The organism is Streptomyces sp. CBMA123, assembly GCF_014596465.1.
Classification (GTDB): domain Bacteria; phylum Actinomycetota; class Actinomycetes; order Streptomycetales; family Streptomycetaceae; genus Kitasatospora.
The window spans coordinates 1-24,549 of the sequence record NZ_MECK01000312.1 but is presented as its reverse complement, the minus strand read 5'-3'; the positions used below and the strand labels follow the sequence as shown (position 1 = coordinate 24,549).

Here is a 24,549-nt window from a genome sequence, read left to right as displayed (position 1 = left end):
GGCGCCGTTGGCAGTCTGAAAATCACCCGTCACGCCCCTCTCCGCAGCCACCCCCTGCGCCGCCCCCTCCCGCAGCGCGTCCCTCTCGCCTGGTGGGGGGAGGGAGGGTGGATGGGTGGGTGGGGGAGGTGGGTGGAGGGGTGCGGGGGGTGAGTGGGGTGTCGAGGGCGCAGGGGGTGGGTGGGTGTGGGGTGGGTGGTGTTGCGGGTGCGCCCGTGGGGTGGGGGTGGTTGGGTGGATTCCGGGGTGTTCGGCGTGTCTCTGTGGTGCCGCGTCTCGTTGGTCCGGGGGCAGCGGACGTGAACAGTGGGAGGCCCCGGGATGCGGCGCCGAGTTGGGGTGTGGGCGCGGCGGGTGGTGGCGGCGGTCTGCTGTCTGGTCGTGCTGAGTGGGTGTGGGGGTGGGGGCTCGGGTGGGGTGGCGGGGGACGCCGTCGGGGGTGGTTCGCATGCCGTGCCTCCTGTGGTGTCCCGGGCGGTGCTCGCGGTGGTGCCCGTGGACGGGGCGCAGGATGTGGCGCCGGAGGGGCCGGTGCGGGTGAGTGTGGTGCAGGGGCGCTTGGTGTCCGTGCGGTTGGCGGATGCGAAGGGGGTGGAGTTGCCGGGGGCGATCAGTGCGGACGGTGCCAGTTGGGCGCCGGACGGCCCGTTGCCGCTCGGGACGGCCTTCACGGTGGATTCGGTCGCGGAGGATGACCAGGGGCAGCGGGCGGCTCAGCATTCGGCGTTCTCCACGGTGGCGCGGGCGCACACCTTCGTGGCGTTCTTCACTCCGGAGGACGGTTCCACGGTCGGGGTGGGGATGCCGGTCTCGCTGCGGTTCAGCCGGCCGATCGTGGACCGGGCGGCGGTGGAGCGGGCGGTCCAGGTCGGTGCGGACCCGCCGGTGCCGGTGGCGGCGCACTGGTTCGGCAACCAGCGGCTGGACTTCCGTCCGCAGCAGTACTGGGCGGCCGGCACCAGGGTGACGGTGGCGCTGCGGCTGAAGGACGTGCAGGGTGCGCCGGGGGAGTTCGGCAGCCAGAGCCGGGACCTGCACTTCACGGTGGGCCGGGCGCAGGTGTCCACCGTGGATCTGGACGCGCACACGCTGACCGTCCGGGCCGGGCAGGGCGGCAAGGTGGTGCGGGTGCTCAAGGTGTCCGGCGGCAGCCCCGACCACTCCACCTACCGGGGGGTGATGGTGGTGTCGGAGAAGTACAAGCTGACCCGGATGAACTCGCAGACCGTCGGCATGGGCGACGAGTACGACATCCAGGACGTCCCGCACGCGATGCGGCTGACCGCCTCCGGCACCTTCCTGCACGGCAACTACTGGGCCGACCCCGGGGTGTTCGGCACGGCCAACACCAGCCACGGCTGCATCGGCCTGGCGGACACCAAGGGCGGCACGGGCAAGGACACCCCGGCGGGGTGGCTGTTCGAGCACACCGTTCCGGGGGACGTGATCGAGGTGCGGGCGTCGACCGGGGACTTCGTGCCGCCGTCGAACGGGCTGAACGGCTGGAACGTGCCGTGGGACCAGTGGCTGGCCGGGAGCGCCCTGCGGTAGCCGGTCGCGGTCTTCACCCGGGGTTCACCCGCGCTTGACCCGCCTCCCCCCGGCGATCCGCCAGAACCGCCCGGTTATCCTGCTCCGGCGCGTCGGGGCCGCCCCGAAAGTTCGGGGCCCGGTGCAACTTCTCAGGGCGCCCATCGCGTCAAGTGAGTGAACACCGGGAGGGGAGATTCCGTGAAGACGGGAAAGACGGCCGGCGCCGCGATACGTAGAGGTGCGGTAGCGCTGGCCATGGGCGGGGTGCTGCTGCTCACCGCGGCCTGCAACGATGACAAGGGCGGGACGTCGGGCGACGCCGCCGCGACGGCGTCGGCGGACGCGAACGGGACGGCCGCGGGGGGCAACACGCCGGCGCCGAAGGCCTCGGCGGCCGTGCTGGCGGTCGAGCCGAAGGACGGCGCCCAGGACGTCGCGCCGAGCGCGCTGAAGGTGTCCGTTACCGGTGGGAAGCTGACCACGGTCGAGGTGACCGACAAGAACGGCAAGCCGGTCGAGGGGGCGATCACCCCGGACGGCAGCGGCTGGACGCCGGCGGCGGCGCTCGCGGTCGGCATGGCGTACAAGGTGAACGCGCAGGCGAAGGACGACGCCGGGCTGGTGTCCGCGTCGACCACCTCGTTCACCACGCTGACGCCGGACAAGAAGGTCTCCACCAACGACAACATCGCCGACGGCTCCACCTACGGCGTCGGCATGATCGTCTCGGTGGGCTTCAACAAGGACGTCAAGAACAAGGACGCCGTCCTCAAGGGCATCACCTTCGAGACCGACAACGGCACCGTGGTCAAGGGCCACTGGTTCGACAGCCGCCGGGTGGACTTCCGCCCGGAGGAGTACTGGAAGCCGGGCACCAAGGTGACCATCAAGTACCGGCTGAAGAGCGTGGAGATCGCGCCCGGCGTCTACGGCGACGTGGACAAGGACGAGCCGTTCACCATCGGCCGCTCGATGATCTCCACCGCGGACGCCAAGACGCACCAGATGACGGTCGAGCGGGACGGCAAGAGCACCACCCTGCCGGTCACCCTGGGCGCGGACGCGACGCCGTCCTGGGGCGGAACCATGGTGATCATGGACAAGGAGAAGGTCACCCGGATGAACTCGCAGACCGTCGGTCTCGGCGGCGAGTACGACATCCAGGACGTGCCGCACGCGATGCGGCTGACCACCTCCGGCACCTTCCTGCACGGCAACTACTGGTCCAACCCCTTCGGCAAGTCCAATGGCAGCCACGGCTGCATCTCGATGCAGGACGTGAAGGGCGGCAGCGACAGCTCGGTCGCCGGCAAGTTCTACAACGACTCGATGGTCGGCGATCCCGTGAAGATCGTGAACACCAAGGAGAAGACCGTCTCGCCCTCCAACGGGCTGGGCGGCTGGAACGTGTCCTGGGCCAACTGGTAGGCCGAGGGATCTTCCACCGGGCGGCCCGGACCTCACTCGTTGGGGTCGGGCCGTCCGGTTTTCGGGGCGGAAAGCCCCTCGGACGGCGCAACCTTTCCGATGGTCCGGCACATCTATGGGGCGGGGCCCGTCGTGGCCGCGGGGAGCAAGGGAGGGAATCGACGTGAGGTCGATACGCAGGGTGGTGGCCGTCGGTCTGGTCGGCGGGGCGATGGCGTTGACCGCCGCGTGCGGCGGTGGCAGTGGTGGTGGCAGCGGGAGCGGCGCCGCCAAGGCCGATCTGGGGGCCGGGGCGGGCGCTTCCGCGTCCGCGGCGCCCGCGAGTTCGGCGCCGAAGGTGTCGACGGCCACGGTGAGCATCGAGCCGAAGAACGGTGCGGTGGACGTGGCGCCGGGCGCGCTCAAGATCGGTGCGACGGGCGGCAAGCTGACCACCGTCAAGGTGAGCGACAAGACGGGCAAGGAGGTCCCCGGCACCATCGCCGCGGACGGCTCCGGCTGGACCCCGTCCACGGGGCTCGCGGTGGGCACCGCCTACCAGGTCAGCGCGATGGCCGCGGACGCCAACGGCGCGGTCGCCGAGGCGGACAGCAGCTTCACCACGCTGACCCCGGCGGCGCTCGCCAAGGCCTCCGACAACGTGGACAACGACGCCACGTACGGCGTCGGCATGATCGTCTCGGTGGACTTCAGCAAGGACGTCAAGAACAAGGACGCCGTCCTCAAGGGCATCACCTTCGAGACCGACAACGGCACCGTGGTCAAGGGCCACTGGTTCGACGACCGCCGGCTGGACTTCCGCCCGGAGGAGTACTGGAAGCCCGGCACCAAGGTGACGGTGCACTACCGCCTCACGAGTGTGGAGATCGCCCCCGGGGTGTACGGCACCGACCGGGACGAGCCCTTCACGATCGGGCGATCCCAGGTCTCGACGGTTGACGCCGCCGCGCACAAGATGACGGTGGTCCAGAACGGCACGTCGAGCGACATCGACATCACCTCCGGCTCGGACGACCACCCGACCTGGAACGGCACGATGGTCGTCATGGCGAAGGAGGGCACGGTGCGGATGCAGTCCAGCACCCTGCCCGGCATGACCGGCGCGCCCTACGACCTCCAGGTGCCGCACTCGATGCGGCTGACCACCTCGGGCACGTACGTGCACGGCAACTGGTGGAGCGACAAGTTCGGCGAGGACAACGTCAGCCACGGCTGCGTGGGCCTGCGCGACGCCAAGGGCGGCGGGAACTCCACCACGATGGGCAAGTTCTACGACGGCTCGATGGTCGGGGACGTGGTCATCGTGAAGAACTCGGTGAAGAAGGAGACGCTCGACCCGGCGAACGGGCTGAGCGGCTGGAACCTGCCCTGGAGCACGTGGTAACCGGCAGGTCGTCGGCGTTGGACGTCAACCCGGGCTTGACTTCGGTCGGCCCGGGTTGACGCGTTCCCGCCCCAGGCATGCTCCGGGCATATGCCGACTCGTGGGAGATCGTTTGCTCATTGTCCGTACGCGGCCGCTTGCGTTCCGCAATGATGGTCCGCATGGCGGGTTGGGGCGAAACAGATCAGTCAGCGGTTCCCGCGGCCGGCGTGGTCGCGCAGGCGTCGTGGATCGACGCCCAGGGCGGGCTCTCGGCGCTGGAACGGCTCAGCTCCGAGGAGCTGCAGGAGATGTACTCCGGCAGACTGTGCGACCAGTCCGCGCCGAACGAGGTGCGACTGCCGTCCCGTCCGGAGTCGGGCCCGGTGGCCCGTCGGCTGGTGCTCAACGTCCTGGAGTCCTGGGAGCTGCACCAGCACCTGGAGGCCGGTGAGTTGCTCACCAGCGAGCTGGTCGCCAACGCGGTGCGGCACGCCGCCGGGCGCACCATCGGACTGCACGTCAGCCGCAAGCCCGGCTGGCTGCGGGTCGAGGTCCGGGACTCCTCCCGGGCGCTGCCCTGCATGATCCTCGCCGAGCCCCGGCCGGTGAACGAGCGCGGCCGGGGGTTGAAGATCGTCGACGATCTGGCCGACCGGTGGGGTGCGGACCTGCTGCCGCGCGGCAAGGGCGTCTGGTTCGAGCTGAGGATCCGCGAGCGGGGCTGAGGCGGCGGCTTCCGGTTCCGGATACGCGCAGGGCCCCCGGGTTCGCCGTGGTCGGCGGTGGGGGCCCCTGCAAGTCATCGCGCGGCCAAGGGGGTGCGTGTCGCGCGATGGGCGTCGGCAGTGCCAGGTCGGGCCCGCCGAAGTTCGATGCCTTGACTATGGCACGGATCTCAGCATGTGGGCAAACCGGGCGGCTTGGATTGAAAGGTTTGTAACCTACTTCACCTTTAGATTTTGCATAGGTTCACGCGATTACCTGTGAATATTCATGATCTCGGTGATGTGATCATCGCTTGACAGGCGCGGGCGGTGAGTGTCCGGACGGTGGTGGGGGAGAGGCGGTTGAGCGTTCGCTCTCTGGGGGGATCGGGTGCTCCGAACGTTGACGCCTCGCGGGCGTCGCCGGTCTCGCCGGGGGTGGTCACCGCCGACGGTTCGGCCGGCTTCGCGGACCTGCCCGGGCTCTCCAGGGGTCTTCCGCTCCCCGGTCGTTGTGGTGACGAACGGATGTGCGCCCCGTACCATCGGGCTCGTGAACTCGTACTGGCGCGTCGCGCTGCCGCCGCTCACCGCCTGATCGGGCGCGCGCTTCGGTGGCTTGATCCCCGCATCCCCGGCCCGGCCTTGGGCGGCCGCCAGGGGGCAGTGACGTGCGTCCGGTCTCGGAACCCGTTCCTCTGACGGTCTTCGACGACGGAAGTTCACGACTGTGCCGAATCGCTTGTCCGCGCCTGCGCGCGCCCGCCTGACATCCCCCACTCCCCGCCGCACCCGCCCGATCGACGGGCCGGTGCCGATCCTCGTCACCGCCCTGCTCTGGGGCACCACCGGGACGGCCGGTTCGCTGGCGCCCGGGGGCGCCCCGGCGGCCGGGATCGGGGCCGCCGCGCTGGTGCTCGGCGGGCTGCTGCTGTTCCTCACCGACCGCGCCGCCTGGTCGCTGCCCCGTAGGTGCGGGGTCCGGGAGCGGTGGCTGCTGGCGGTCGGGGCGGTGGCCGTCGTGGGGTACCCGCTCACCTTCTACCCGGCGGTGACCCGCACCGGGGTCGCGGTGGCGACCGTGATCGCACTGGGCAGCGCGCCGGTGTTCACCGGGCTGCTGGGCTGGCTCGCCCGGCAGGGCCGCCCTGGCGGGCGGTGGGCCGGCGCCACGGCGCTGGCCGTGCTCGGCTGCGCGGTGCTGGTGCTCGGGCCCGAACTCACCGGTGGCGGAGGGGCGGTGGACCTCCTCGGGGTGCTGCTGGCGGTGCTCTCCGGGCTCTCGTACGCGGTGTACTCGCTGATCGCCGGGCGGCTGATCGCCGCCGGGCCCCCGTCCGCCGGGGTGATGGGTGCGATGTTCGGTGGGGCGGCGGTGCTGGTGCTGCCAGTGCTGGCGCTGGAGCCGGTGAGCTGGCTGCTCTCGGTCCGCGGGGCCGGCGTCGTGCTGCACCTCGGGGTGATCACCACCTTCCTCGCCTACCGGCTCTTCGGCCACGGCCTCCGGCACACCTCCGCCCAGAGCGCCACCACCCTCACCCTCGCCGAACCGGCCGTGGCCGCCGTCCTCGGCGTCGCGGCCCTGGGCGAACGGCTCCCGGCGGTCTCCTGGTGCGGCCTCGCGGTCCTCGCGGCCGGCCTGGCGTTCCTGGCCCTCCCCGGTCGGCGGTAGCCCCGCTGCCACTGCCGCACGGGACGTCGGGCCGGCCGACTTCCCGTGCGGCCAGCCCCTGGGCGGGTCAGATGCCGAAGTGGGCGGCGATGCCGTCGAGGACGCAGTCGAGGCCGGTTTCGAAGTGCCAGGCGGGGTCGTCCTTGCGGGTGGCCTGCTGGAGGTACTGCTGGTAGGCGGGGTAGCGGCCGGTGCCCATCAGGTAGGACATCCGGGGGGCCAGGGCGGCGCGGGTCTCGTCGCCGGCGGACCAGCCGCGGTCGCGGCGCTGGGTGTCCAGGGTGATCTCGGCGGAGACCGAGCCGTGGACGTAGCCGGTGACGGTACGGAAGATCGCCATGGTGGTGTCGGCGTCCGGGCCGTGGCCGGCGAGGGCGGCGAACGCCCTTTCGGGGACGGCGAGTTGGTTGGGGCTGAGGGAGAACGGGGTGGCCGCGCGGGCGAGCCAGGGGTGGGTCAGGCTCATCGCACGCAGGTGGACGGCCAGGGAGCGCATGGCTTCCCGCCAGCCGTCGGAGGGGGTGTCCAGAGGGAGCCGGCCGTAGACGAAGTCGACCATCAGCTCGATGAGTTCGTCCTTGCCGGAGACGTACCGGTAGGCGGCCATCGGGGCGACGCCGAGGGCGGTGGCCAGGCGGCGCATGGTGACGGCGTCCAGGCCCTCGGCGTCGGCGATGGCGACGGCGGCCTCGGCGATCCGGTGCGGGGTCAGGGTGGTGCGCGGTGCGGCGGCCGGGCGGTCGAGCCGCTCCCAGAGTGAGGGCTGAGGGCGGTCGTCCCCGGTGGGGGCCTGCTGAGCGGGCATGAGGGCGGGCTCCTTCCGGCTGGGAGGTCTCACCGTACCACTCATGTGTACGCCGTATCTGGCCAGTGGACGACGTACGCGCCAATGTGTACGTTGTATCCATCGCCAATACGGCGTACACATCGTCCCGGAGGGGGATTCCCATGTCCACGGAGCAGCGCCTGAAGGTCGCCGTCGTCCTCGGCAGCACCCGCGACGGCCGGTTCGGCCCGGTCGTCGCCGACTGGCTGATCGGCCACCTCGACGCCCGCGGCGACATGACCGCCGACCTGATCGACCCGGCGGCCACCCCGCTGCCCACGGTCATGCCGTCCTGGGGTGGCGAACTGCCCCCCGGCGACGTCGAGTTGCTGGAGGCCGTGTCGCCCCGACTGGCCGCCGCCGACGCCTTCGTGTTCGTCACGCCCGAGTACAACCACAGCTTCCCGGCGGCGCTGAAGAACGCCATCGACTGGCACAACCAGCAGTGGCACGGCAAGCCGATCGGCTTCGTCTCGTACGGCGGGCTCTCCGGCGGGCTCCGGGCCGTCGAGCAACTGCGGCTGGTGATGGCCGAGTTGAACGCCGTGACGATCCGCAACACGGTCAGCTTCCACGGCGCCGCGCAGTGCTTCGACGCCGACGGCAAGGCGAAGGACCCGGCCGCCGATGCTGCCGCCACGACCATGCTCGACCAACTGGACTGGTGGGCCCGGGCGTTGCGGCAGGCCCGGCAGACCCGCCCGTTCGCGGCCTGAGCCCGGGGCCCGGGGAAAGGGGGAACGGTCATGACCACGGAACCGCTGGGCGAACGCCCCAAGCCGCCGCTGCTCGGCGTGATCGGGCTGATGCTCGGCATCTTCCTGGCGGCCCTCGACGGGCAGATCATCGGCACCGCGCTGCCGACCATCGTCGGCGACCTCGGCGGGCTGGAGCACCTCTCCTGGGTGGTCACCGCCTACCTGCTCACCTCCGCCGCCGCCACCCCGCTGTGGGGCCGGCTCGGCGACCTGTACGGGCGCAAGGGCGCCTACCAGTGGGCGGTGGCGGTCTTCCTGATCGGCTCGATGCTGTCCGGACTCTCGCAGGACATGGGCCAGTTGATCGCCTTCCGGGCCCTCCAGGGGGTCGGCGCGGGCGGCCTGATGGTCGGCGCGCTGTCGGTGATCGGGGTGCTGGTGCCCGCCTCCGACCGGGGCCGGGTGCAGTCGGTGATCGGCGTGCTGATGCCGATCGCCTTCGTCGGCGGGCCGCTGCTCGGCGGCTTCCTCACCGACCGGCTCAGCTGGCGCTGGGCCTTCTACGTCAACCTGCCGGTCGGGGTGTTCGCCCTGCTCGCGGTCGGCGCCGCGGTCCGGCTGCCGAAGGCGGAGCGGATCCGCGCCCCCTTCGACTGGGCCGGGGTCGTCCTGCTGACCACCGGCATCCTCGGGCTCACCCTGGTCAGCAGCTGGGGCGGGACGACGTACCCCTGGACCTCGCCGCTGATCCTCGGGACGGGCGCGGTCGCGGTGCTCGCGCTGGCCGGCTTCGCCCGCGCCGAACTGCGCGCCCCCGGACCGCTCGTCCCGCCCGCGCTGTTCCGCAACCGCAACTTCACGGTGGCCCAGGTGCTGGGCTTCCTCACCGGCGCCGTGATGCTCGCCCTGATCGGCTACCTGCCGCAGTACCTCCAGTTCGTCCAGGGTGCCTCGCCGACCACCGGCGGGCTGCTCCTGCTGCCGCTGATGCTCGGCATGATGGGTACCCAGCTGGTCACCGCTCGGCTGATGAGCCGGCCCGGCGGCGAACGGCGCTACCCGCTGCTGGGCGGGGCACTCGCCCTGGCCGGGGCCGCGCTGCTGCTGCTCCTGGGCACGGACACGCCGGTGGCACTGGCGTCCGGGCTCACGGCGGTCGCCGGGATCGGCATCGGCCTGCTGATGCAGAGCACCATGCTGACCTCGATGGGCGCGGTGCCGCCCCAGGACATGGGCGCGGCGATGGGCGTGGTGACCCTGCTGCGCAGCGTCGGCGGCTCGCTCGGCATGGCCGCCCTCGGCGCGGTCTACACGGCCCGGCTGACCGCCGGCCTGGAGGCCCGGCTGAGCCCGGCCGAGGCCGCCCAGCTGACCGGTGGCGGCGGACTCACCCCCGCCTCGCTGACGGGCCTGCCCCAGGCCGTCCGGGACGCCGTCGGCACGGCGGTCACCAGCGGGCTGCACGGCACGGTGGCGGGCGGCATCGCCCTGGCGGCGGTGGCGACGGCGGTGGCCTGCCTGGCCCGGCCGAACCCGGGGCCGAGCCCGGCGTCGAAGGGCTCCGAGGCGCCGGTGAAGGACGTGGCGGAAGCGGCGGTACGGCCGTAGCGGCACCGTACGGCGGTGGCCCGGGTCACCCGTTGCGGGAGCGCCTGAAGCGCACCGCGGCCGTCACGACCGCCAGGACGACCGAGCCCAGCAGGATCGTCACGGCGGGCCACAGCGGATCGCCCATCGCCACGGCCGACCAGAACCCGCGGATCCCCGCACCGATCATTCTCATGGCCCGCACCGTACCGCCCGCCCGCCCGCGGTACGGGTCCGCCCCCGGTACGGGTCGGCCCCCGGGCGGTACGGGGTTCCGCCCGGGGGCCGGCCGTCAGCCGTCCGAGGTCAGCACTCGATGACGTTCACGGCGAGGCCGCCGCGCGAGGTCTCCTTGTACTTGATCTTCATGTCGGCCCCGGTCTCCTTCATCGTCTTGATCGCCTTGTCCAGCGAGACGTGGTGGCGCCCGTCGCCGCGCAGCGCCATCCGGGCCGCGGTGACGGCCTTGACCGAGGCCATGCCGTTGCGCTCGATGCAGGGGATCTGGACCAGGCCGCCGACCGGGTCGCAGGTGAGGCCGAGGTTGTGCTCGATGCCGATCTCGGCGGCGTTCTCGACCTGCTCGGGGGTGCCGCCGAGGACCTCGGCGAGGCCGCCCGCGGCCATCGAGCAGGCGGAGCCGACCTCGCCCTGGCAGCCGACCTCGGCGCCGGAGATGGAGGCGTTCTCCTTGAAGAGCATGCCGATGGCGCCGGCCGCGAGCAGGAAGCGGACGATGCCGTCGTCGTCGGCGCCCGGGATGAAGTTCAGGTAGTAGTGCAGGGTGGCGGGGATGATCCCGGCCGCACCGTTGGTCGGGGCGGTGACCACCCGGCGCCCGGAGGCGTTCTCCTCGTTGACCGCCATCGCGTAGAGGGTCACCCACTCCATCGCGTTGGCCGGCCCGATCCCCTCGGCGCGCAGCGCCCGGGCCGCGGCGGCGGCCCGGCGGCGGACCTTCAGCCCGCCCGGCAGGATGCCCTCGCGGGTCATGCCGGCCCGCACGCACTCCTGCATCACGGACCAGATCTCCAGCAGTCCGGTGCGGATCTCCTCCTCACTGCGCCAGGCCTTCTCGTTCTCCAGCATCAGGCCGGAGATCGACAGCCCGGTCTCCCGGCTGAGCCGCAGCAGCTCGTCGCCGGTGCGGAAGGGGTACTTCAGCACGGTGTCGTCGGGCTTGACCCGGTCCGCGCCGATCGCGTCCTCGTCCACGACGAAGCCGCCGCCGACCGAGTAGTAGGTCTTCTCCAGCAGCGTCGAGCCGTCCGCCGCGTACGCCCACAGGGTCATCCCGTTGGCGTGGTACGGCAGCGAGCGGCGCCGGTGCAGGACGAGCTGGTTGTCGGGGTCGAAGTCGATCGGGTGCTCGCCGAGCAGGTTGATCCGCTTCTCGGCGGCGATCCGCTCGACGTCCTTGTCCGCCTGGTCGACGTCGACGGTGCGGGGCGAGTGGCCCTCCAGGCCCAGCAGGACGGCCTTCGGGGTGCCGTGGCCGTGGCCGGTGGCGCCGAGCGAGCCGTACAGCTCGGCGCGCACCCCGGTCACCCGGTCCAGCAGGCCTTCGGAGCGCAGCCGACGGGCGAACATCCGGGCGGCGCGCATCGGGCCGACGGTGTGGGAGCTCGACGGGCCGATGCCGATGGAGAAGAGGTCGAAGACGCTGATGGCCACGGGGACGTCCTTGTCTGGGTCTCGTGGAAGGACAAAGCGGTACATGGGACGGGGCACCGCGCGTACTGTCCAGTGTGCGCGGTGCCCCGGAAACGGCAGGCGGCCGGCCGGCGTGAGGCCGGTCACCCGCCGCCGATGATCAGAGGTTCGGGTAGAGCGGGTACTTCTCGGCCAGGGCGGTGACCCGGGCCTTCAGCGCGGCGGCGACGGTCTCGTCGAAGGCGGGCTTGAGCGCCTCGGCGATGATGTCGGCGACCTCGCGGAAGTCCTCGGCCTGGAAGCCGCGGGTGGCCAGGGCCGGGGTGCCGATCCGCAGGCCCGAGGTGACCATCGGCGGGCGCGGGTCGTTCGGGACGGCGTTGCGGTTGACGGTGATGCCGACCTCGTGCAGCCGGTCCTCGGCCTGCTGGCCGTCGAGCTGGCTGTTGCGCAGGTCGACCAGGACCAGGTGGACGTCGGTGCCGCCGGACAGCACGGAGGCGCCGGCCTCGGCGACGTCGGCCTGCAGCAGGCGCTCGGCGAGGATCCGGGCGCCGTCCAGGGTGCGCTGCTGGCGCTCCTTGAACTCCTCCGAGGCGGCGACCTTGAAGGCGACGGCCTTGCCCGCGATGACGTGCTCCAGCGGACCGCCCTGCTGGCCGGGGAAGACCGCGGAGTTGATCTTCTTGGCGTACTCGGCCTTGGACAGGATGACGCCGCCGCGCGGGCCGCCCAGGGTCTTGTGGGTGGTGGTGGTGACCACGTCCGCGTAGGGCACCGGGTTCGGGTGCAGGCCCGCGGCGACCAGGCCGGCGAAGTGCGCCATGTCGACCATGAGCAGTGCGCCGACCTCGTCGGCGACCCGGCGGAAAGCGGCGAAGTCGAGCTGGCGCGGGTAGGCGGACCAGCCGGCGATGATCAGCTTCGGCTGGTGCTCCTTGGCCAGGCGCTCGACCTCGGCCATGTCGACCTGGCCGGTCTTCTCGTCGACGTGGTACGCGACCACGTTGTAGAGCTTGCCGGAGAAGTTGATCTTCATGCCGTGGGTCAGGTGACCGCCGTGGGCCAGGTTCAGGCCCAGGATGGTGTCGCCCGGCTGGATCAGCGCGAACATCGCGGCGGCGTTGGCCTGCGCGCCCGAGTGCGGCTGGACGTTGGCGTGCTCGGCGCCGAACAGGGCCTTGACCCGGTCGATCGCGATCTGCTCGACCACGTCGACGTGCTCGCAACCGCCGTAGTAGCGGCGGCCGGGGTACCCCTCGGCGTACTTGTTGGTGAGCACCGAACCCTGGGCCTCCATGACCGCCACCGGGGCGAAGTTCTCGGAGGCGATCATCTCCAGCGTGGTCTGCTGGCGGTGCAGCTCGGCGTCGACCGCGGCGGCGATCTCCGGGTCGAGGGCGTGCAGGGACTGGTTGAGAACCGTCATGGTGTGGTCTTCCCGGGAGGAGGATCAGGGGTGCCGTGCGAAGCGCGCCCTCGGCGGGGCGGCGGCGGGCGACGGGTGGCCGGAGAGCCGGCGGGGCGGGACGGACCGCCGCGCGGCGGTCCGTCCCGGTGGGCGGCTCAGCCCTCGGCGTGGGTGAGCGCGTTGTACTCGTCGGCGCTGAGCAGCGTGTCGGTGGCCTCCACGCGGACCTTGAACAGCCAGCCGCCCTCGAACGGGGCGCTGTTGACCAGGCTGTTGTCCTCCAGGACGTCCTGGTTGACCTCGGTGACCTCGCCGGTCACCGGGGAGTACAGGTCGCTGACGGACTTGGTCGACTCCAGCTCGCCACAGGTCTCGGCGGCGGTCACGGTGTCGCCGACCGCGGGCAGCGCCACGTAGACGATGTCACCGAGCGCGTCGGCGGCGTGCTTGGTGATGCCGACCGTGGAGACACCGTCGGCGTCGGCGGCCGTCAGCCACTCGTGCTCCTTGGTGTACTGCAGGTGCTGGGGGTTGCTCATGGCGTCATTCTCCAGGATGGGAAGCGGGTACGACGCAGCGGGCCGCCGCACGGACGGCTCCGACGTGCGTCGATGGGAAAACCGGGGGCTGCGAGGGCCTCAGCGGGCGCGCTTGTAGAACGGCAGCGCCACGACCTCGACCGGCTCGTGCCGGCCGCGCACGTCCACCGCGACGGCGGTGCCGGGGGCGGCGTGGGCCGCGTCGACGTAGGCCATCGCGATCGGCTTGCCCAGGGTCGGGGACGGCGCGCCCGAGGTGATCCGTCCGATCGGGGCACCGTCGGCGGAGACCACGGTGTACTCGGCGCGGGGGACCCGCTTGCCCTCGGAGACCAGGCCGACCAGCACCTTCGGCGGGTTGGTCTCGGCCGCGGCGGCGGCCTGCTCCAGCGCCTTGCGGCCGACGAACGCGCCCTCGTTGGTGGTCTTGTCGAAGCGGACGACCCGGCCCAGGCCGGCGTCGAACGGGGTCAGGTCGGTGGACAGCTCGTGCCCGTACAGCGGCATGCCCGCCTCCAGGCGCAGCGTGTCGCGGCAGGACAGGCCGCACGGGACCAGGCCGCGGCCCTCGCCGGCGGCGGTCAGCGCCTGCCAGACCGGCTCGGCGTCGGCCGGGGCGCAGAAGATCTCGAAGCCGTCCTCGCCGGTGTAGCCGGTGCGGGCCAGCAGCACCTCGCGGCCGGCCACCGTGGCGGGCAGGATCGCGTAGTACTTCAGGCCGGGCAGGTCGGCGTCGGTCGTCCCGGCCAGGATGCCGGTGGCCTCCGGGCCCTGGACGGCGATCAGCGCGTAGGTGTCGCGGTCGTCGGTGACGACGGCGTCGAAGCCCTTGGCGCGGGCGATCAGCTCGTCCAGCACCAGCTGGGCGTTGGAGGCGTTGGCGACGACCAGGAAGGCGTCCGCGCGCAGGCGGTAGACGATCAGGTCGTCCAGGATGCCGCCGTCCTCGGCGCAGATCATGGTGTAGCGGGCGCGCAGCTCGCCGAGTGCGGAGACGAAGCCGACCAGCGCGTGGTCCAGCATCTCGCCGGCCTGCGGGCCGGTGACGGTGATCTCGCCCATGTGCGAGAGGTCGAACAGGCCGGCCTTGGTGCGGACGGCGAGGTGCTCCTCGCGCTCGCTGCCGTAGCGCAGCGGCATGTCCCAGCCGGCGAAGTCGGTCATGGTCGCGCCGAGGGCGCGGTGCAGCGCGTCGAGCGCGGTCAGGCGGAGGGACGACATGGCCAGGAACTCCTCGGTCGGGGCACTCAGGGGTGCACGCGCCGGACCGGACCGCTCGGGGCCGACCCCGCGCGCGGGCATGCGGCGGCGTGGGTCTCCCCATCTGTCGTCGAACCTGAGAGCTTCACCGCCCACCTGCCCGCAGCCGGTTCCAGCATCGGCTGGTTCCAGCATCGGGGACAGGACGGCGGCTTGCACCGTGGGTGGGCGCACGGCGGGGCCGTGCGCCGCTTTCCAGATGTGCCTAACCCGCGCGGTAGGGGGGCCTGAGAGATTCCGGGGAGGACTTGCTCCTTCGGCGCCGGCCGTGCCCCCGCGAAGGGGCACTCCGGGCTCTCCCGCGCGGGTTCGAGCGGCCGGTGTGGAGTTGTGGGGGCCCGCGGCGCATGCCGTCGGACGCGCACATCATGGCACGTCCTCGCGGAGGACGGGAGAGGGGACCCGGTCACACGACGCGCGTTCGGGGCCGAGCCCTAAACTCTTGCGCGTCGGCGCAGCAATGGGCGGCCGACCCGGCCGCGGGCCGGATCGGCGGCGCATGGAGTACCCGGTGGAGCAGCAGCAGGGGTGGGGCGGGCCGCAGGCGGCGCCCTCGGGCGGGGCGTGGCCGGCGAACGAGCTGGAGCAGGTGCTGACGGCCGCGTTGGGCGACCCGGGGGCGACCCCGCGGGTGGTCGAGGTGCTGGCCCGCAGCCAGGTGTGGATCCCGCTGCCGGCCGGGGGCGACCCGGGCGGGCAGGCGCTGGACCTGCCGACCATCGAACTGGCCGGGGCCCCGTACGTGCCGGTGTTCTCCTCGCAGGAGGTGTTCCTGCAGCAGGCGCCGGGGATGCCCTTCGCGGTCGCGCCGGCCTGGGAGTTCGCCCGCGGGCTGCCGCTGGGCGTGGGCATCGCGGTCAACCCCGAGGCGGCGGTGGGCATTCCGGTGCCGCCGCAGGGGGTGGCCGAGCTGCGCCGCGGCCCGCGCGAGGACCGCTGGGAGCACACCGCGAACGCGCCGGAAGGGCCGACCGGTGGCCGGGTGGCGCTGCGCGAGCCGGTGCCGGGCGAGGACCCGGAGCACTTCCTGGCCGTCTGCCGAGCCGAACTGTCGACCCTGCCCGGGGTGTTGACCGCGCGCCGGGCGCTGGCCAGCATCGAGGGCGAGCCGACCGTGATGTTCGTCGGGGTCCAGTTGGATCCGGCGGCCCCGGCCGACCCGGGCGCGGTGAACGAGGCGCTCGGGCGGGCACTGGGAACCGCCCCGCTGCCGGGGGGCGTCCACCTCGTGCTGCTCGACCTCGCCGACGACCCGGTGGTCGAGTGGCTGCTGACCCGGGTCATGCCCTTCTACTCGCGGGTGTGAGCGGGGATCCTTCACAGGCACGTCGCCGTGGCGGCGGCCGGTGCCGCGCCATAGGGTGCGTGCAGGCGGCTGACGGGCCGGCGGGTTCAGGAAAGAGGCGCGGCGAGGTGGGCGCATGAGTGCGGGAACGGGAGCGGCCGGGGTGCCGGGGCCCTGGGGCCAGGCACCGGCCGGGCCCCCGGCAGCGGATCCGGGCGTGTTGGAGCAGGCTCTGCGCGAGGTCGCGCCGGAGCGCTACGACGCGTACGAGCGGCTGCTGCACGCGCTGGCCGAGGGCCGGGTCTGGATGCTGCTCTGGCACGGTACGCCGGGCAGCCCGGACGCGCAGTACGGGAACATGGAGATCAGCGGCCACGGCTACGCGCCGGCCGTCACCTCGCCCGAGCAGTTGACGGCCTCCGGCTGGGCGCGGGCCCACGAGGTCATCTCCGGGCGGGAGATCGCCGCCTCGCTGTACCGCACCCGTTGGGGCCTGTGGCTCAACCCGCACGCGCCGGGCGGCGGGGTCGGGGTGCCGTGGGCGGACCTGCGGCGGGTCGCCGCGGGCCTGGACCGGCTGCCGGCCGGTCCGTTGAAGCTGAGCGAGCCGCAGGTGAACGCCCAGCAGTTCTTCGCCCTGCTGGAGCGGCAGGCCGGTGAGGTGCGCGCGGTGCGGGCGCTGCGCCGGGCCTGGGTGCAGCCGGCGGTGGGGGAGCCGTACCTGGCGATCGGCCTGGACCTGTACGAGAGTTCGCCGCCGGCCGTGGAGGCGGTGCGGGCGCTGATGCAGCGGGCGATCGCGGTGGCTCCGGAGGGGCTCGCGGTGTCCACGGTGGCGATGGCGGACGAGTACGACCCGGTGGCGCTGTGGATGCGCGCGAACGCCCGGCCGTTCTTCGACCGGGAGGCGGGCCGACCGCAGACCGGTCCGTACCCGCCGGTGCCGCCGCCCTATCCGGGGCAGTCGATGCCGGGGCAGCCGACGCCGGGGTGGTCGTACGGCGCCCAACAGCCCGCGCCGGGTTGGGGTCACCACCCCCAGCGACAGTGGCCGGGCTACCCCGGCCGCTGATTGCCGAAACCGGCTATTGCCAAAGTCTCGGACACGAAGCCGACTTGATCTGCCATCAGGTCGGCTTCGGTGGTTTCCGGACGAATTTTCCACCGTCGCCGCCGACGTATCTTGACATGGCTCTCACACCCGTGTGAAGAGGTATATGCCGGAGACCGGCGAGGTGCATGCGGGCAGATCACAGTTGGGCATCTGTCGGTTGTCAGGGCTGGCGCAAGCCAGTTCGGATGGCAGAGAGTTCTGCGCAACGCACCGCGCGTACTGGGAACCCCACGAAGGTGAACGCGCACGCCGACCGCTCGATCCACGCGACGCCCATCCCGCGTGGAGGCAGTGCCCGTGCACGACGCACTGCCGCGACCACCTGCTCCTAGCACCTCCGCACGTCCGCAGCCGTACCGCCGAACCGGCGCCCGGCACCCGTGGGCCGGCCACCGTCGGCGAGGGGACCAACTGACCATGACCGCACCCATCACAACCGCCGGGAACGAACCCGAGGCACCCGCCTCCCCGAGCCCGGCCACGACGATCGAGGGCCGTTCCCTCGGTCGGATCGCCTGGACCCGCTTCAAGCGGGACAAGGCCGCTGTCGCCGGCGGCATCGTGGTGATCCTGCTGATCCTCCTGGCCGTCCTCTCCGGGCCGTTGGAGTCCCTGTTCGGGCTCAACCCCGACCAGCCCAACCCGGACCTGCTGGACGCCGACCTCGGTGGACTCCCGCTCGGCGACTGGGGCGGGATGAGCGGGGACCACCTGCTCGGCGTCGACCCCCTGCAGGGCCGTGACCTGCTCTCCCGCGTGGTCGACGGCTCCTGGGTCTCCCTGCTGGTCGCCTTCGGCGCGACCGTGCTGTCCAACACCATCGGCACCGTGCTCGGCGTGATGGCCGGCTACTACGGCGGCTGGGTGGACACCCTGATCAGCCGGCTGATGGACGTCTTCCTGGCGTTCCCGCTGCTGCTGTTCGCCATCGCGATCTCGGCCTCGCTCCAGGGCGGCGCGTTCGGCCTGCACGGCCTCCCGCTGCACATCCTGGTGCTGATCTTCGTGATCGGCTTCTTCAACTGGCCCTACATGGGCCGGATCGTGCGCGGACAGACCCTCTCGCTGCGCGAGCGGGAGTTCGTGCACGCGGCCCGCAGCCTCGGCGCCCGCGGCCCGTTCATCCTGTTCAAGGAACTGCTGCCCAACCTGGTCGGCCCGATCCTGGTCTACTCGACCCTGCTGATCCCGACCAACATCCTCTTCGAGGCCGGGCTGAGCTTCCTCGGCGTCGGCATCCAGCCCCCGCAGTCCTCCTGGGGCGGCATGCTCGCCGACGCGAAGAACTACTACCAGGTGGACCCCCAGTACATGGTGGTCCCCGGTGTCGCGATCTTCATCACCGTGCTCGCCTTCAACCTGCTCGGCGACGGGCTGCGTGACGCCCTCGATCCCAAGAGCAACTGACCCGAGAGCCACCGGCTCCGCGTCAGGTCCTCCCTCCTCCACATCCTCAAGGGGTTGATCTCACCCATGCGTAGGTCCCGTACCGCCGTGCTGACCGCCGTGGCCGCTGCCGCGGTCCTGGTCGTCACCGGCTGCTCATCCAGTTCCAAGAGCAGCGGTGGCAGCTCCTCCTCCTCGGCCGACGCCAGTGGCGGCGGTGCCGACGCGGCCACCAAGCAGGTCGTCAACGCCTCGGACAAGAAGGGCGGGACGGTCACCTACGAGATGAAGGGCACCCCGGACTCCCTCGACCCGGGCAACACGTACTACGCGTACATCTACAACTTCTCGCGCCTGTACGGCCGTCCGCTGACCACCTTCAACCCGGCGGCCGGCGCCGACGGCAACAAGCTGGTCCCGGACCTCGCCGAGTCGCTGGGCCAGCCCAGCGCGGACGGTCTGACCTGGACGTACAAGCTCCGCGCGGGCCTGAAGTACGACGACGGCACCGCGATCACCTCCAAGGACGTCAAGTACGCCGTGGAGCGCTCGAACTTCGCGCCCGAGGTGAACTCCAACGGCCCGACGTACTTCCACGACCTGCTGGTCGACAACCCGACGCCGTACCAGGGCCCGTACAAGGACAAGACCGGCGACCTGAAGTCGATCGAGACGCCGGACGACACCACGGTCGTCTTCCACCTGCAGCACCCCTTCGCCGACTTCGACTACCTGGTCAGCGCCCCGCAGACCGCGCCGGTCCCGCAGGCCAAGGACACCGGCGCCGACTACGTGAAGCACATCGTGTCCTCGGGCAGCTACAAGTTCGAGTCCTACGAGGACGGCAAGCAGGCCGTCCTGGTGCCGAACACCAACTGGGACAAGAGCACCGACCCGATCCGCAAGCAGCTCGCGGACAAGATCGTGCTCAAGATGAACATCGACCAGGCCACCATCGACAAGGACCTGATCGCCGGCAACGCCCAGGTCGACCTGGTGGGCGGCGGCGTCGACCCGCAGACCCAGGCGCAGATCCTGCGCGACCCGAAGCTCAAGGCCAAGACCGACAACGCCTACGGCGGCCGCCTGGTCTACATGGCGATCAACACCAAGGTCGCGCCGTTCGACAACATCGAGTGCCGCAAGGCCGTCCAGTACGCGATCGACAAGGTCGCGGTGCAGACCTCGCTCGGCGGCCCGATCCGCGGCCAGGTGGCCAACACCGTGCTCCCGCCGGACATCCCGGGCCACCAGGACTTCAACCTGTTCGAGACCAAGGACAACAAGGGTGACCAGGCCAAGGCCAAGGACGCCCTGAAGGCCTGTGGCAAGGACGGCGGCTTCAGCACCGTGCTGTCCGCCCGCACCGAGCGCGCGACCGAGGTCGCCGCGGCCACCGCGATCCAGGCGCAGCTGAAGAGCATCGGCATCAACGCCGAGATCCAGCAGTTCCCGCAGGGCAAGTACCTGACCGACTCGGCCGGTGCCCCGCAGTACACCCAGGACCACAACATCGGTCTGATGATGATGCAGTGGGGCGCCGACTGGCCGACCGGCTACGGCTTCCTGCAGCAGATCGTCGACGGCCGCGCGATCAAGGCCTCCGGCAACAGCAACCTGGCCCAGCTCAACGACCCCGCCGTCAACAAGATGATCGACGACGCGGCCGTCAACCCGGACCGGGCCGCCCGCGAGAAGATCTACGGCGACATCGACAAGAAGGTCATGGAGTCCGCGGTGTATGTCCCGCTCACCGACTTCAAGGTCTTCCTGTACCGCCCGGACAGCGCGACCAACATCGCCTCCACCCCGGCCTTCTCGGGCGAGTACGACTACCTGAACATCGGCACCACCAAGTAAAGAGCCTGGCTCCGCATCCCTGAAGGCAGGTGAAGGCAGCGGCGCCCGCCGCCGTCCGGCAGATCCCGGACGGCGGCGGGCCGCCGGAGCCGCCCAACTGTGTTTGCCTACATCATCCGCAGGATCCTCGCGGCCGCCGCGCTGCTGGTCGTCGTCAGCGCGGTCACCTTCGCGATCTTCTTCCTGCTCCCGCGCATCGCCGGTGAGACCACCGACCAGCTGGCCGCGCAGTACATCGGGAAGAACCCCTCGCCCGAGGCGATCCAGGCGGTCAAGCAGAACCTCGGCTTCGACCAGCCGCTGTACACCCAGTACTGGAACTTCCTGAAGGCGCTGGTCAGCGGCGCCGAGTACAAGTTCGGCCCGGAACCGGCCACCTGCCACGTGCCCTGCTTCGGCTACTCCTTCAAGAACCACCTGGAGGTCTGGCCGGAGATGACCAGCCGGATCCCGGTCACCATCTCGCTCGCCATCGGCGCGGCGGTGCTCTGGCTGGTCTCCGGCGTCACCACCGGCGTGATCTCCGCCCTCAAGCCGCGGTCGATCTTCGACCGGCTCTCCATGGGCATCGCCCTGGCCGGCGTCTCGCTGCCGGTGTTCTTCACCGGCGCCCTGCTGCTGACCGTGTTCAGCTACGAGTGGCCGATCCTGGACAACCTGGAGTACGTCGACTTCACCGCCAACCCGCTGATGTGGGCCCGCAACCTGATCCTCCCGTGGATCTCGCTGGCCTTCCTCTACTCCGCGCTCTACGCCCGGCTCACCCGCGCCGGGATGCTGGAGACGATGAGCGAGGACTACATCCGCACCGCCCGGGCCAAGGGCCTGGCCGAGCGCAAGGTGGTGGTCAAGCACGGGCTGCGCTCCGCCCTCACCCCGATCGTCACCATCTTCGGCATGGACCTCGGCCTGCTGCTCGGCGGTGCGCTGATCACCGAGCAGGTCTTCTCGCTCAAGGGCATCGGCCAGTTCGCCGTCCAGGCGATCTCCGACAACGACCTGCCCAAGATCCTCGGCGTCACCCTGCTCGCCGCCTTCTTCATCGTCGTCTGCAACCTCGTGGTCGACCTCCTGTACGCGCTCGTCGACCCCCGCGTGAGGCTCTCGTGACCGACCTCCAGAAGACCCCGGCGGCCGCCCCGGCCGACGCCGACCGGCCCCCGCTGGGCGACCCCTTCCTGTCCGTCCGCGACCTCCGGATCCACTTCGACACCGACGACGGCCTGGTCCGCTCGGTGGACGGGGTCAGCTTCGACCTGCACAAGGGCCGCACCCTCGGCATCGTGGGCGAGTCCGGCTCCGGCAAGTCCGTCACCTCGCTCGGCATCATGGGCCTGCACCGCTCCAAGCGGGCCCGGATCAGCGGCGAGATCCGGCTGGACGGCGAGGACCTGATCGCGGCCGGACCGGACCGGGTGCGCCAACTGCGCGGCCGCGAACTGGCGATGATCTTCCAGGACCCGCTCACCGCGATGCACCCCTACTACACCGTCGGCGCGCAGATCGTCGAGGCGTACCGGGTGCACCACCCCCAGGCCACCAAGAAGCAGGCCCGGACCCGCGCGATCGAGATGCTCGACCGGGTCGGCATCCCGCAGCCCGACCGCCGGCTGGACGACTACCCGCACCAGTTCTCCGGCGGCATGCGCCAGCGCGCGATGATCGCCATGGCCCTGGTCAACGACCCCTCGCTGCTGATCGCCGACGAGCCCACCACCGCCCTGGACGTCACCGTCCAGGCGCAGATCCTGGACCTCATCCGCGACCTCCAGGAGGAGTTCGGCTCCGCCGTCATCATCATCACCCACGACCTCGGGGTGGTCGCCGAGCTCGCCGACGACATCCTGGTCATGTACGGCGGCAAGTGCATCGAGCGCGGCCCCGCCGAGAGCCTCTTCGACGCGCCCGAACACCCCTACACCTGGGGCCTGTTGGGCTCGATGCCGCGCCTGGACCGGGAGCTGCAGGAGCGGCTCGTCCCGGTCAAGGGCACCCCGCCCAGCCTGATCAACGTGCCGTCCGGCTGCGCCTTCCACCCGCGCTGCCCGTACGCCGCCCTGACCGGCGGGCGCTCCACGAGCGAGGTCCCGGTCCTGGCCGAGGCCGGGCCCGGGCACGTCGCGGCCTGCCACCTGCCGGTCGGCGAGCGGCACCGCATCTTCGCCGAAGAGATCGCGCCCCGGCTGTGAGCCCGGCCTCGTACCACCTTTCTGGAGAGAACCGATGACGGACACTCAGGGGGCCACCCTCCCTTCGCCGGCGCCCGCCTCCGACCGCGAGCCGCTGCTGAAGGTGACCGGCCTGACCCGGCACTTCCCGATCCGCGGCGGACTGCTGCGGCGCCAGACCGGTGCGGTGCGGGCCGTCGACGGCATCGACTTCACCGTCAACGCCGGTGAGACGCTGGGCGTCGTCGGCGAGTCCGGCTGCGGCAAGTCCACCATGGGACGGCTGGTCACCCGGCTCGACGAACCCACCGGCGGGACGATCGAGTTCGAGGGCACCGACATCAGCCACCTGGGCGCCGGCGGGATGCGGCCGCTGCGCCGCGACATCCAGATGATCTTCCAGGACCCGTACTCCTCGCTGAACCCCCGGCACACCGTCGGCACCATCGTCAGCGCGCCGTTCAAGCTCCAGGGAGTCCACCCGGAGGGCGGCGTCAAGAAGGCCGTCCAGGACCTGCTGGAACTGTGCGGGCTCAGCCCCGAGCACTACAACCGCTACCCGCACGAGTTCTCCGGCGGCCAGCGCCAGCGCATCGGCATCGCCCGGGCGCTCGCGCTCAAGCCGAAGATGGTCATCGCGGACGAGCCGGTCTCGGCCCTGGACGTGTCGATCCAGGCGCAGGTGGTCAACCTGCTGGACGACCTCCAGCAGGAGCTCGGCCTGACCTACCTGATCATCGCGCACGACCTCTCGGTGGTCCGGCACGTCTCCGACCGGGTGGCGGTGATGTACCTCGGCAAGATCGTCGAGATCGCCGACCGCGACTCGCTCTACCGCACCCCGATGCACCCCTACACCAACGCCCTGATGTCGGCCGTCCCGGTGCCCGACCCGCGCCGGCGCCAGCGCGGCGGGCGCGAGCGGATCCTGCTCACCGGCGACGTGCCCTCGCCGATCAACCCGCCCAGCGGCTGCCGCTTCCGCACCCGTTGCTGGAAGGCGCAGGAGGTGTGCGCCAGCCAGGAGCCGCCGCTGACGGCGCTGGCGACCGGGCACCAGGTGGCCTGTCACTTCCCCGAGCGGAGCGAGGGGAACGATCAGGCACAGCCCTGAGCGGAGCGTGGGGAACGACTTGCACAGCCCGGAGCGGAGCGTGGGGAACGACTAGCACTTCCCGGAGAACAAGGCCTGAGCGGGCCGTGGGCGGAGGGGAGGGTTTCGCGCAGGTCATAGTTGTGTGGTGACCTCGCAGATCTTCCCCTCCGACGTGCAGCAGTCGCTGGACCTCGTCGGCATCTTCGTCTTCGCGCTCTCCGGAGCGCTGCTCGCCGTCCGCAAGAACATGGACATCTTCGGGATCTGTGTGCTGGCCGAGGTCACGGCCCTCGGCGGCGGGGTGATGCGCGACCTGGTGATCGGCGCCACCCCGGTCGTCGCCTTCACCAACCTCGGCTACTTCGTCACCCCGCTCGCCGCCGCCCTCGTGGTGTTCTTCCTGCACCCCGAGGTCGAGCGGATCAACCGCGCGGTGCAGACCCTGGACGCCCTCGGCCTCGGCCTGTTCTGCGTGACCGGCACCGCCAAGGCGCACGACTACGGGCTGGGCGCGGTCGCCGCCGTCGCGCTCGGCATGGTCACCGCCGCCGGCGGCGGGGTGATCCGCGACGTGCTGGCCGGGGAGATTCCCTCGCTGCTGCGCTGGGACCGCGAGATCTACGCCGTCCCGGCCCTGGTCGGCGCCGCCCTGGTGGCCGTGCTGATCGGCGCGGACCGGCTCACCGGCGTCACCGGCACCGCCGCCGCGCTCACCGCGTTCGGGCTGCGGATGCTCGCCCTGAAGTACGGCTGGCGCGCCCCGCGGGCCTGGCACCGCAACGGTTCTCGCACCAGCGAGGAGTAGGCGAGCCCCCGTACGCGAGCGAGATCGCCTCGGCCGTGCAGAGCAGCTCCGGCAGCATCCGGGCCAGTTCGGCCGGCGGCACCTGGCCCGCCGGGGCGCTCAGCGCGCAGGCGGCGACCGTCCGCCCGCCGCTGCCCGCCACCGGCGCGGCCACGCAG

The 24,549-nt window shown here is 71.6% G+C and carries 21 protein-coding genes and 1 riboswitch; of the genes, 15 read left to right on the top strand and 6 right to left on the bottom strand.

The window, feature by feature from the left end; all coding sequences use genetic code 11:
- Positions 1–321: 321 nt before the first annotated feature.
- From BG452_RS28585 to BG452_RS28565, 5 genes are all read left to right on the top strand, one after another.
- On the top strand, positions 322–1,551 hold the full coding sequence (locus BG452_RS28585; RefSeq protein WP_188307239.1) for an Ig-like domain-containing protein: 1,230 nt from the start codon (positions 322–324) through the stop codon (positions 1,549–1,551).
- Positions 1,552–1,731: 180 nt separating this feature from the next.
- Positions 1,732–2,961 carry an Ig-like domain-containing protein gene (locus BG452_RS28580; RefSeq protein WP_317621270.1) on the top strand — a complete coding sequence of 410 codons (1,230 nt, stop codon included), beginning with the start codon at positions 1,732–1,734 and terminating at the stop codon, positions 2,959–2,961.
- Between the two features lie 163 nt (positions 2,962–3,124).
- A complete protein-coding gene (locus tag BG452_RS28575; protein ID WP_317621269.1) occupies positions 3,125–4,345 on the top strand; it encodes an Ig-like domain-containing protein in 1,221 nt (406 codons plus the stop codon).
- A gap of 149 nt (positions 4,346–4,494) precedes the next feature.
- Entirely contained in the window at positions 4,495–5,052 is a 558-nt protein-coding gene (locus tag BG452_RS28570) for an ATP-binding protein (protein WP_411293037.1), read from the top strand.
- A gap of 790 nt (positions 5,053–5,842) precedes the next feature.
- The gene (locus BG452_RS28565; RefSeq protein ID WP_317621267.1) at positions 5,843–6,703 is read left to right on the top strand and encodes a DMT family transporter; all 861 of its coding nucleotides are present in this window, start codon (positions 5,843–5,845) and stop codon (positions 6,701–6,703) included.
- A gap of 67 nt (positions 6,704–6,770) precedes the next feature.
- Here BG452_RS28565 and BG452_RS28560 read toward each other — a convergent pair whose 3' ends face one another.
- Positions 6,771–7,508 carry a TetR/AcrR family transcriptional regulator gene (locus tag BG452_RS28560; protein ID WP_188307237.1) on the bottom strand — a complete coding sequence of 246 codons (738 nt, stop codon included), beginning with the start codon at positions 7,506–7,508 and terminating at the stop codon, positions 6,771–6,773.
- Between the two features lie 143 nt (positions 7,509–7,651).
- On the opposite strand from BG452_RS28560, the gene BG452_RS28555 reads away from it, so the two are divergent.
- Entirely contained in the window at positions 7,652–8,245 is a 594-nt protein-coding gene (locus BG452_RS28555; protein WP_188307236.1) for an NADPH-dependent FMN reductase, read from the top strand.
- Between the two features lie 30 nt (positions 8,246–8,275).
- Complete coding sequence (locus BG452_RS28550) at positions 8,276–9,835, top strand: MDR family MFS transporter (protein WP_188307235.1); 1,560 nt, start codon at positions 8,276–8,278, stop codon at positions 9,833–9,835.
- Positions 9,836–9,860: 25 nt separating this feature from the next.
- Here the strand turns inward: BG452_RS28550 and BG452_RS28545 are convergent, their stop codons facing one another.
- The 5 genes from BG452_RS28545 to gcvT all read right to left on the bottom strand — a co-directional run bounded on the left by BG452_RS28545 (position 9,861) and on the right by gcvT (position 14,638).
- Entirely contained in the window at positions 9,861–10,010 is a 150-nt protein-coding gene (locus BG452_RS28545) for a hypothetical protein (RefSeq protein ID WP_188307234.1), read from the bottom strand.
- A gap of 110 nt (positions 10,011–10,120) precedes the next feature.
- The gene (locus BG452_RS28540; protein ID WP_188307233.1) at positions 10,121–11,488 is read right to left on the bottom strand and encodes an L-serine ammonia-lyase; all 1,368 of its coding nucleotides are present in this window, start codon (positions 11,486–11,488) and stop codon (positions 10,121–10,123) included.
- Between the two features lie 139 nt (positions 11,489–11,627).
- Positions 11,628–12,896 (bottom strand): serine hydroxymethyltransferase, encoded by a 1,269-nt coding sequence (gene glyA / locus BG452_RS28535; RefSeq protein WP_188307232.1) that lies wholly within the window; start codon positions 12,894–12,896, stop codon positions 11,628–11,630.
- Positions 12,897–13,033: 137 nt separating this feature from the next.
- A complete protein-coding gene (gcvH, locus tag BG452_RS28530) occupies positions 13,034–13,417 on the bottom strand; it encodes a glycine cleavage system protein GcvH (RefSeq protein ID WP_188307231.1) in 384 nt (127 codons plus the stop codon).
- Positions 13,418–13,516: 99 nt separating this feature from the next.
- On the bottom strand, positions 13,517–14,638 hold the full coding sequence (gene gcvT, locus BG452_RS28525; RefSeq protein ID WP_188307230.1) for a glycine cleavage system aminomethyltransferase GcvT: 1,122 nt from the start codon (positions 14,636–14,638) through the stop codon (positions 13,517–13,519).
- A gap of 244 nt (positions 14,639–14,882) precedes the next feature.
- Positions 14,883–14,989, bottom strand: a riboswitch (glycine riboswitch).
- A gap of 187 nt (positions 14,990–15,176) precedes the next feature.
- Here gcvT and BG452_RS28520 point away from each other — a divergent pair.
- The 8 genes from BG452_RS28520 (at position 15,177) to BG452_RS28485 (ending at position 24,391) form a co-directional block, all read left to right on the top strand.
- On the top strand, positions 15,177–15,983 hold the full coding sequence (locus BG452_RS28520) for an enhanced serine sensitivity protein SseB (RefSeq protein WP_188307229.1): 807 nt from the start codon (positions 15,177–15,179) through the stop codon (positions 15,981–15,983).
- A 115-nt stretch (positions 15,984–16,098) separates the two neighbouring features.
- Complete coding sequence (locus BG452_RS28515) at positions 16,099–17,034, top strand: enhanced serine sensitivity protein SseB C-terminal domain-containing protein (protein WP_188307228.1); 936 nt, start codon at positions 16,099–16,101, stop codon at positions 17,032–17,034.
- A 459-nt stretch (positions 17,035–17,493) separates the two neighbouring features.
- A complete protein-coding gene (locus tag BG452_RS28510) occupies positions 17,494–18,483 on the top strand; it encodes an ABC transporter permease (RefSeq protein WP_188307227.1) in 990 nt (329 codons plus the stop codon).
- Between the two features lie 66 nt (positions 18,484–18,549).
- Positions 18,550–20,322, top strand: coding sequence for an ABC transporter substrate-binding protein (locus BG452_RS28505; RefSeq protein WP_188307226.1), 1,773 nt, complete (start codon positions 18,550–18,552; stop codon positions 20,320–20,322).
- Positions 20,323–20,421: 99 nt separating this feature from the next.
- Positions 20,422–21,432: an ABC transporter permease gene (locus BG452_RS28500; protein ID WP_188307225.1), complete on the top strand. Its 1,011-nt coding sequence runs from the start codon at positions 20,422–20,424 to the stop codon at positions 21,430–21,432.
- Positions 21,429–22,511, top strand: a complete 1,083-nt coding sequence (locus BG452_RS28495; RefSeq protein WP_188307224.1) for an ABC transporter ATP-binding protein — start codon at positions 21,429–21,431, stop codon at positions 22,509–22,511. Before BG452_RS28500 ends, BG452_RS28495 begins: the two co-directional genes overlap by 4 nt.
- Positions 22,512–22,545: 34 nt before the next feature.
- Entirely contained in the window at positions 22,546–23,604 is a 1,059-nt protein-coding gene (locus BG452_RS28490) for an ABC transporter ATP-binding protein (protein WP_188307223.1), read from the top strand.
- A 127-nt stretch (positions 23,605–23,731) separates the two neighbouring features.
- The gene (locus tag BG452_RS28485) at positions 23,732–24,391 is read left to right on the top strand and encodes a trimeric intracellular cation channel family protein (RefSeq protein ID WP_188307222.1); all 660 of its coding nucleotides are present in this window, start codon (positions 23,732–23,734) and stop codon (positions 24,389–24,391) included.
- Positions 24,392–24,549: the final 158 nt, after the last annotated feature.

Bases quoted from the DNA above. Each gene is read 5' to 3' on its own strand.
- BG452_RS28585 (WP_188307239.1), top strand. From the start codon at position 322: ATGCGGCGCCGAGTTGGGGTGTGGGCGCGGCGGGTGGTGGCGGCGGTC.
- BG452_RS28570 (WP_411293037.1), top strand. From the start codon at position 4,495: ATGATGGTCCGCATGGCGGGTTGGGGCGAAACAGATCAGTCAGCGGTT.
- BG452_RS28560 (WP_188307237.1), bottom strand. From the start codon at position 7,508: ATGCCCGCTCAGCAGGCCCCCACCGGGGACGACCGCCCTCAGCCCTCA.
- BG452_RS28555 (WP_188307236.1), top strand. From the start codon at position 7,652: ATGTCCACGGAGCAGCGCCTGAAGGTCGCCGTCGTCCTCGGCAGCACC.
- BG452_RS28550 (WP_188307235.1), top strand. From the start codon at position 8,276: ATGACCACGGAACCGCTGGGCGAACGCCCCAAGCCGCCGCTGCTCGGC.
- BG452_RS28545 (WP_188307234.1), bottom strand. From the start codon at position 10,010: ATGAGAATGATCGGTGCGGGGATCCGCGGGTTCTGGTCGGCCGTGGCG.
- glyA (WP_188307232.1), bottom strand. From the start codon at position 12,896: ATGACGGTTCTCAACCAGTCCCTGCACGCCCTCGACCCGGAGATCGCC.
- gcvH (WP_188307231.1), bottom strand. From the start codon at position 13,417: ATGAGCAACCCCCAGCACCTGCAGTACACCAAGGAGCACGAGTGGCTG.
- gcvT (WP_188307230.1), bottom strand. From the start codon at position 14,638: ATGTCGTCCCTCCGCCTGACCGCGCTCGACGCGCTGCACCGCGCCCTC.
- BG452_RS28520 (WP_188307229.1), top strand. From the start codon at position 15,177: ATGGAGTACCCGGTGGAGCAGCAGCAGGGGTGGGGCGGGCCGCAGGCG.
- BG452_RS28515 (WP_188307228.1), top strand. From the start codon at position 16,099: ATGAGTGCGGGAACGGGAGCGGCCGGGGTGCCGGGGCCCTGGGGCCAG.
- BG452_RS28510 (WP_188307227.1), top strand. From the start codon at position 17,494: ATGACCGCACCCATCACAACCGCCGGGAACGAACCCGAGGCACCCGCC.
- BG452_RS28505 (WP_188307226.1), top strand. From the start codon at position 18,550: ATGCGTAGGTCCCGTACCGCCGTGCTGACCGCCGTGGCCGCTGCCGCG.
- BG452_RS28490 (WP_188307223.1), top strand. From the start codon at position 22,546: ATGACGGACACTCAGGGGGCCACCCTCCCTTCGCCGGCGCCCGCCTCC.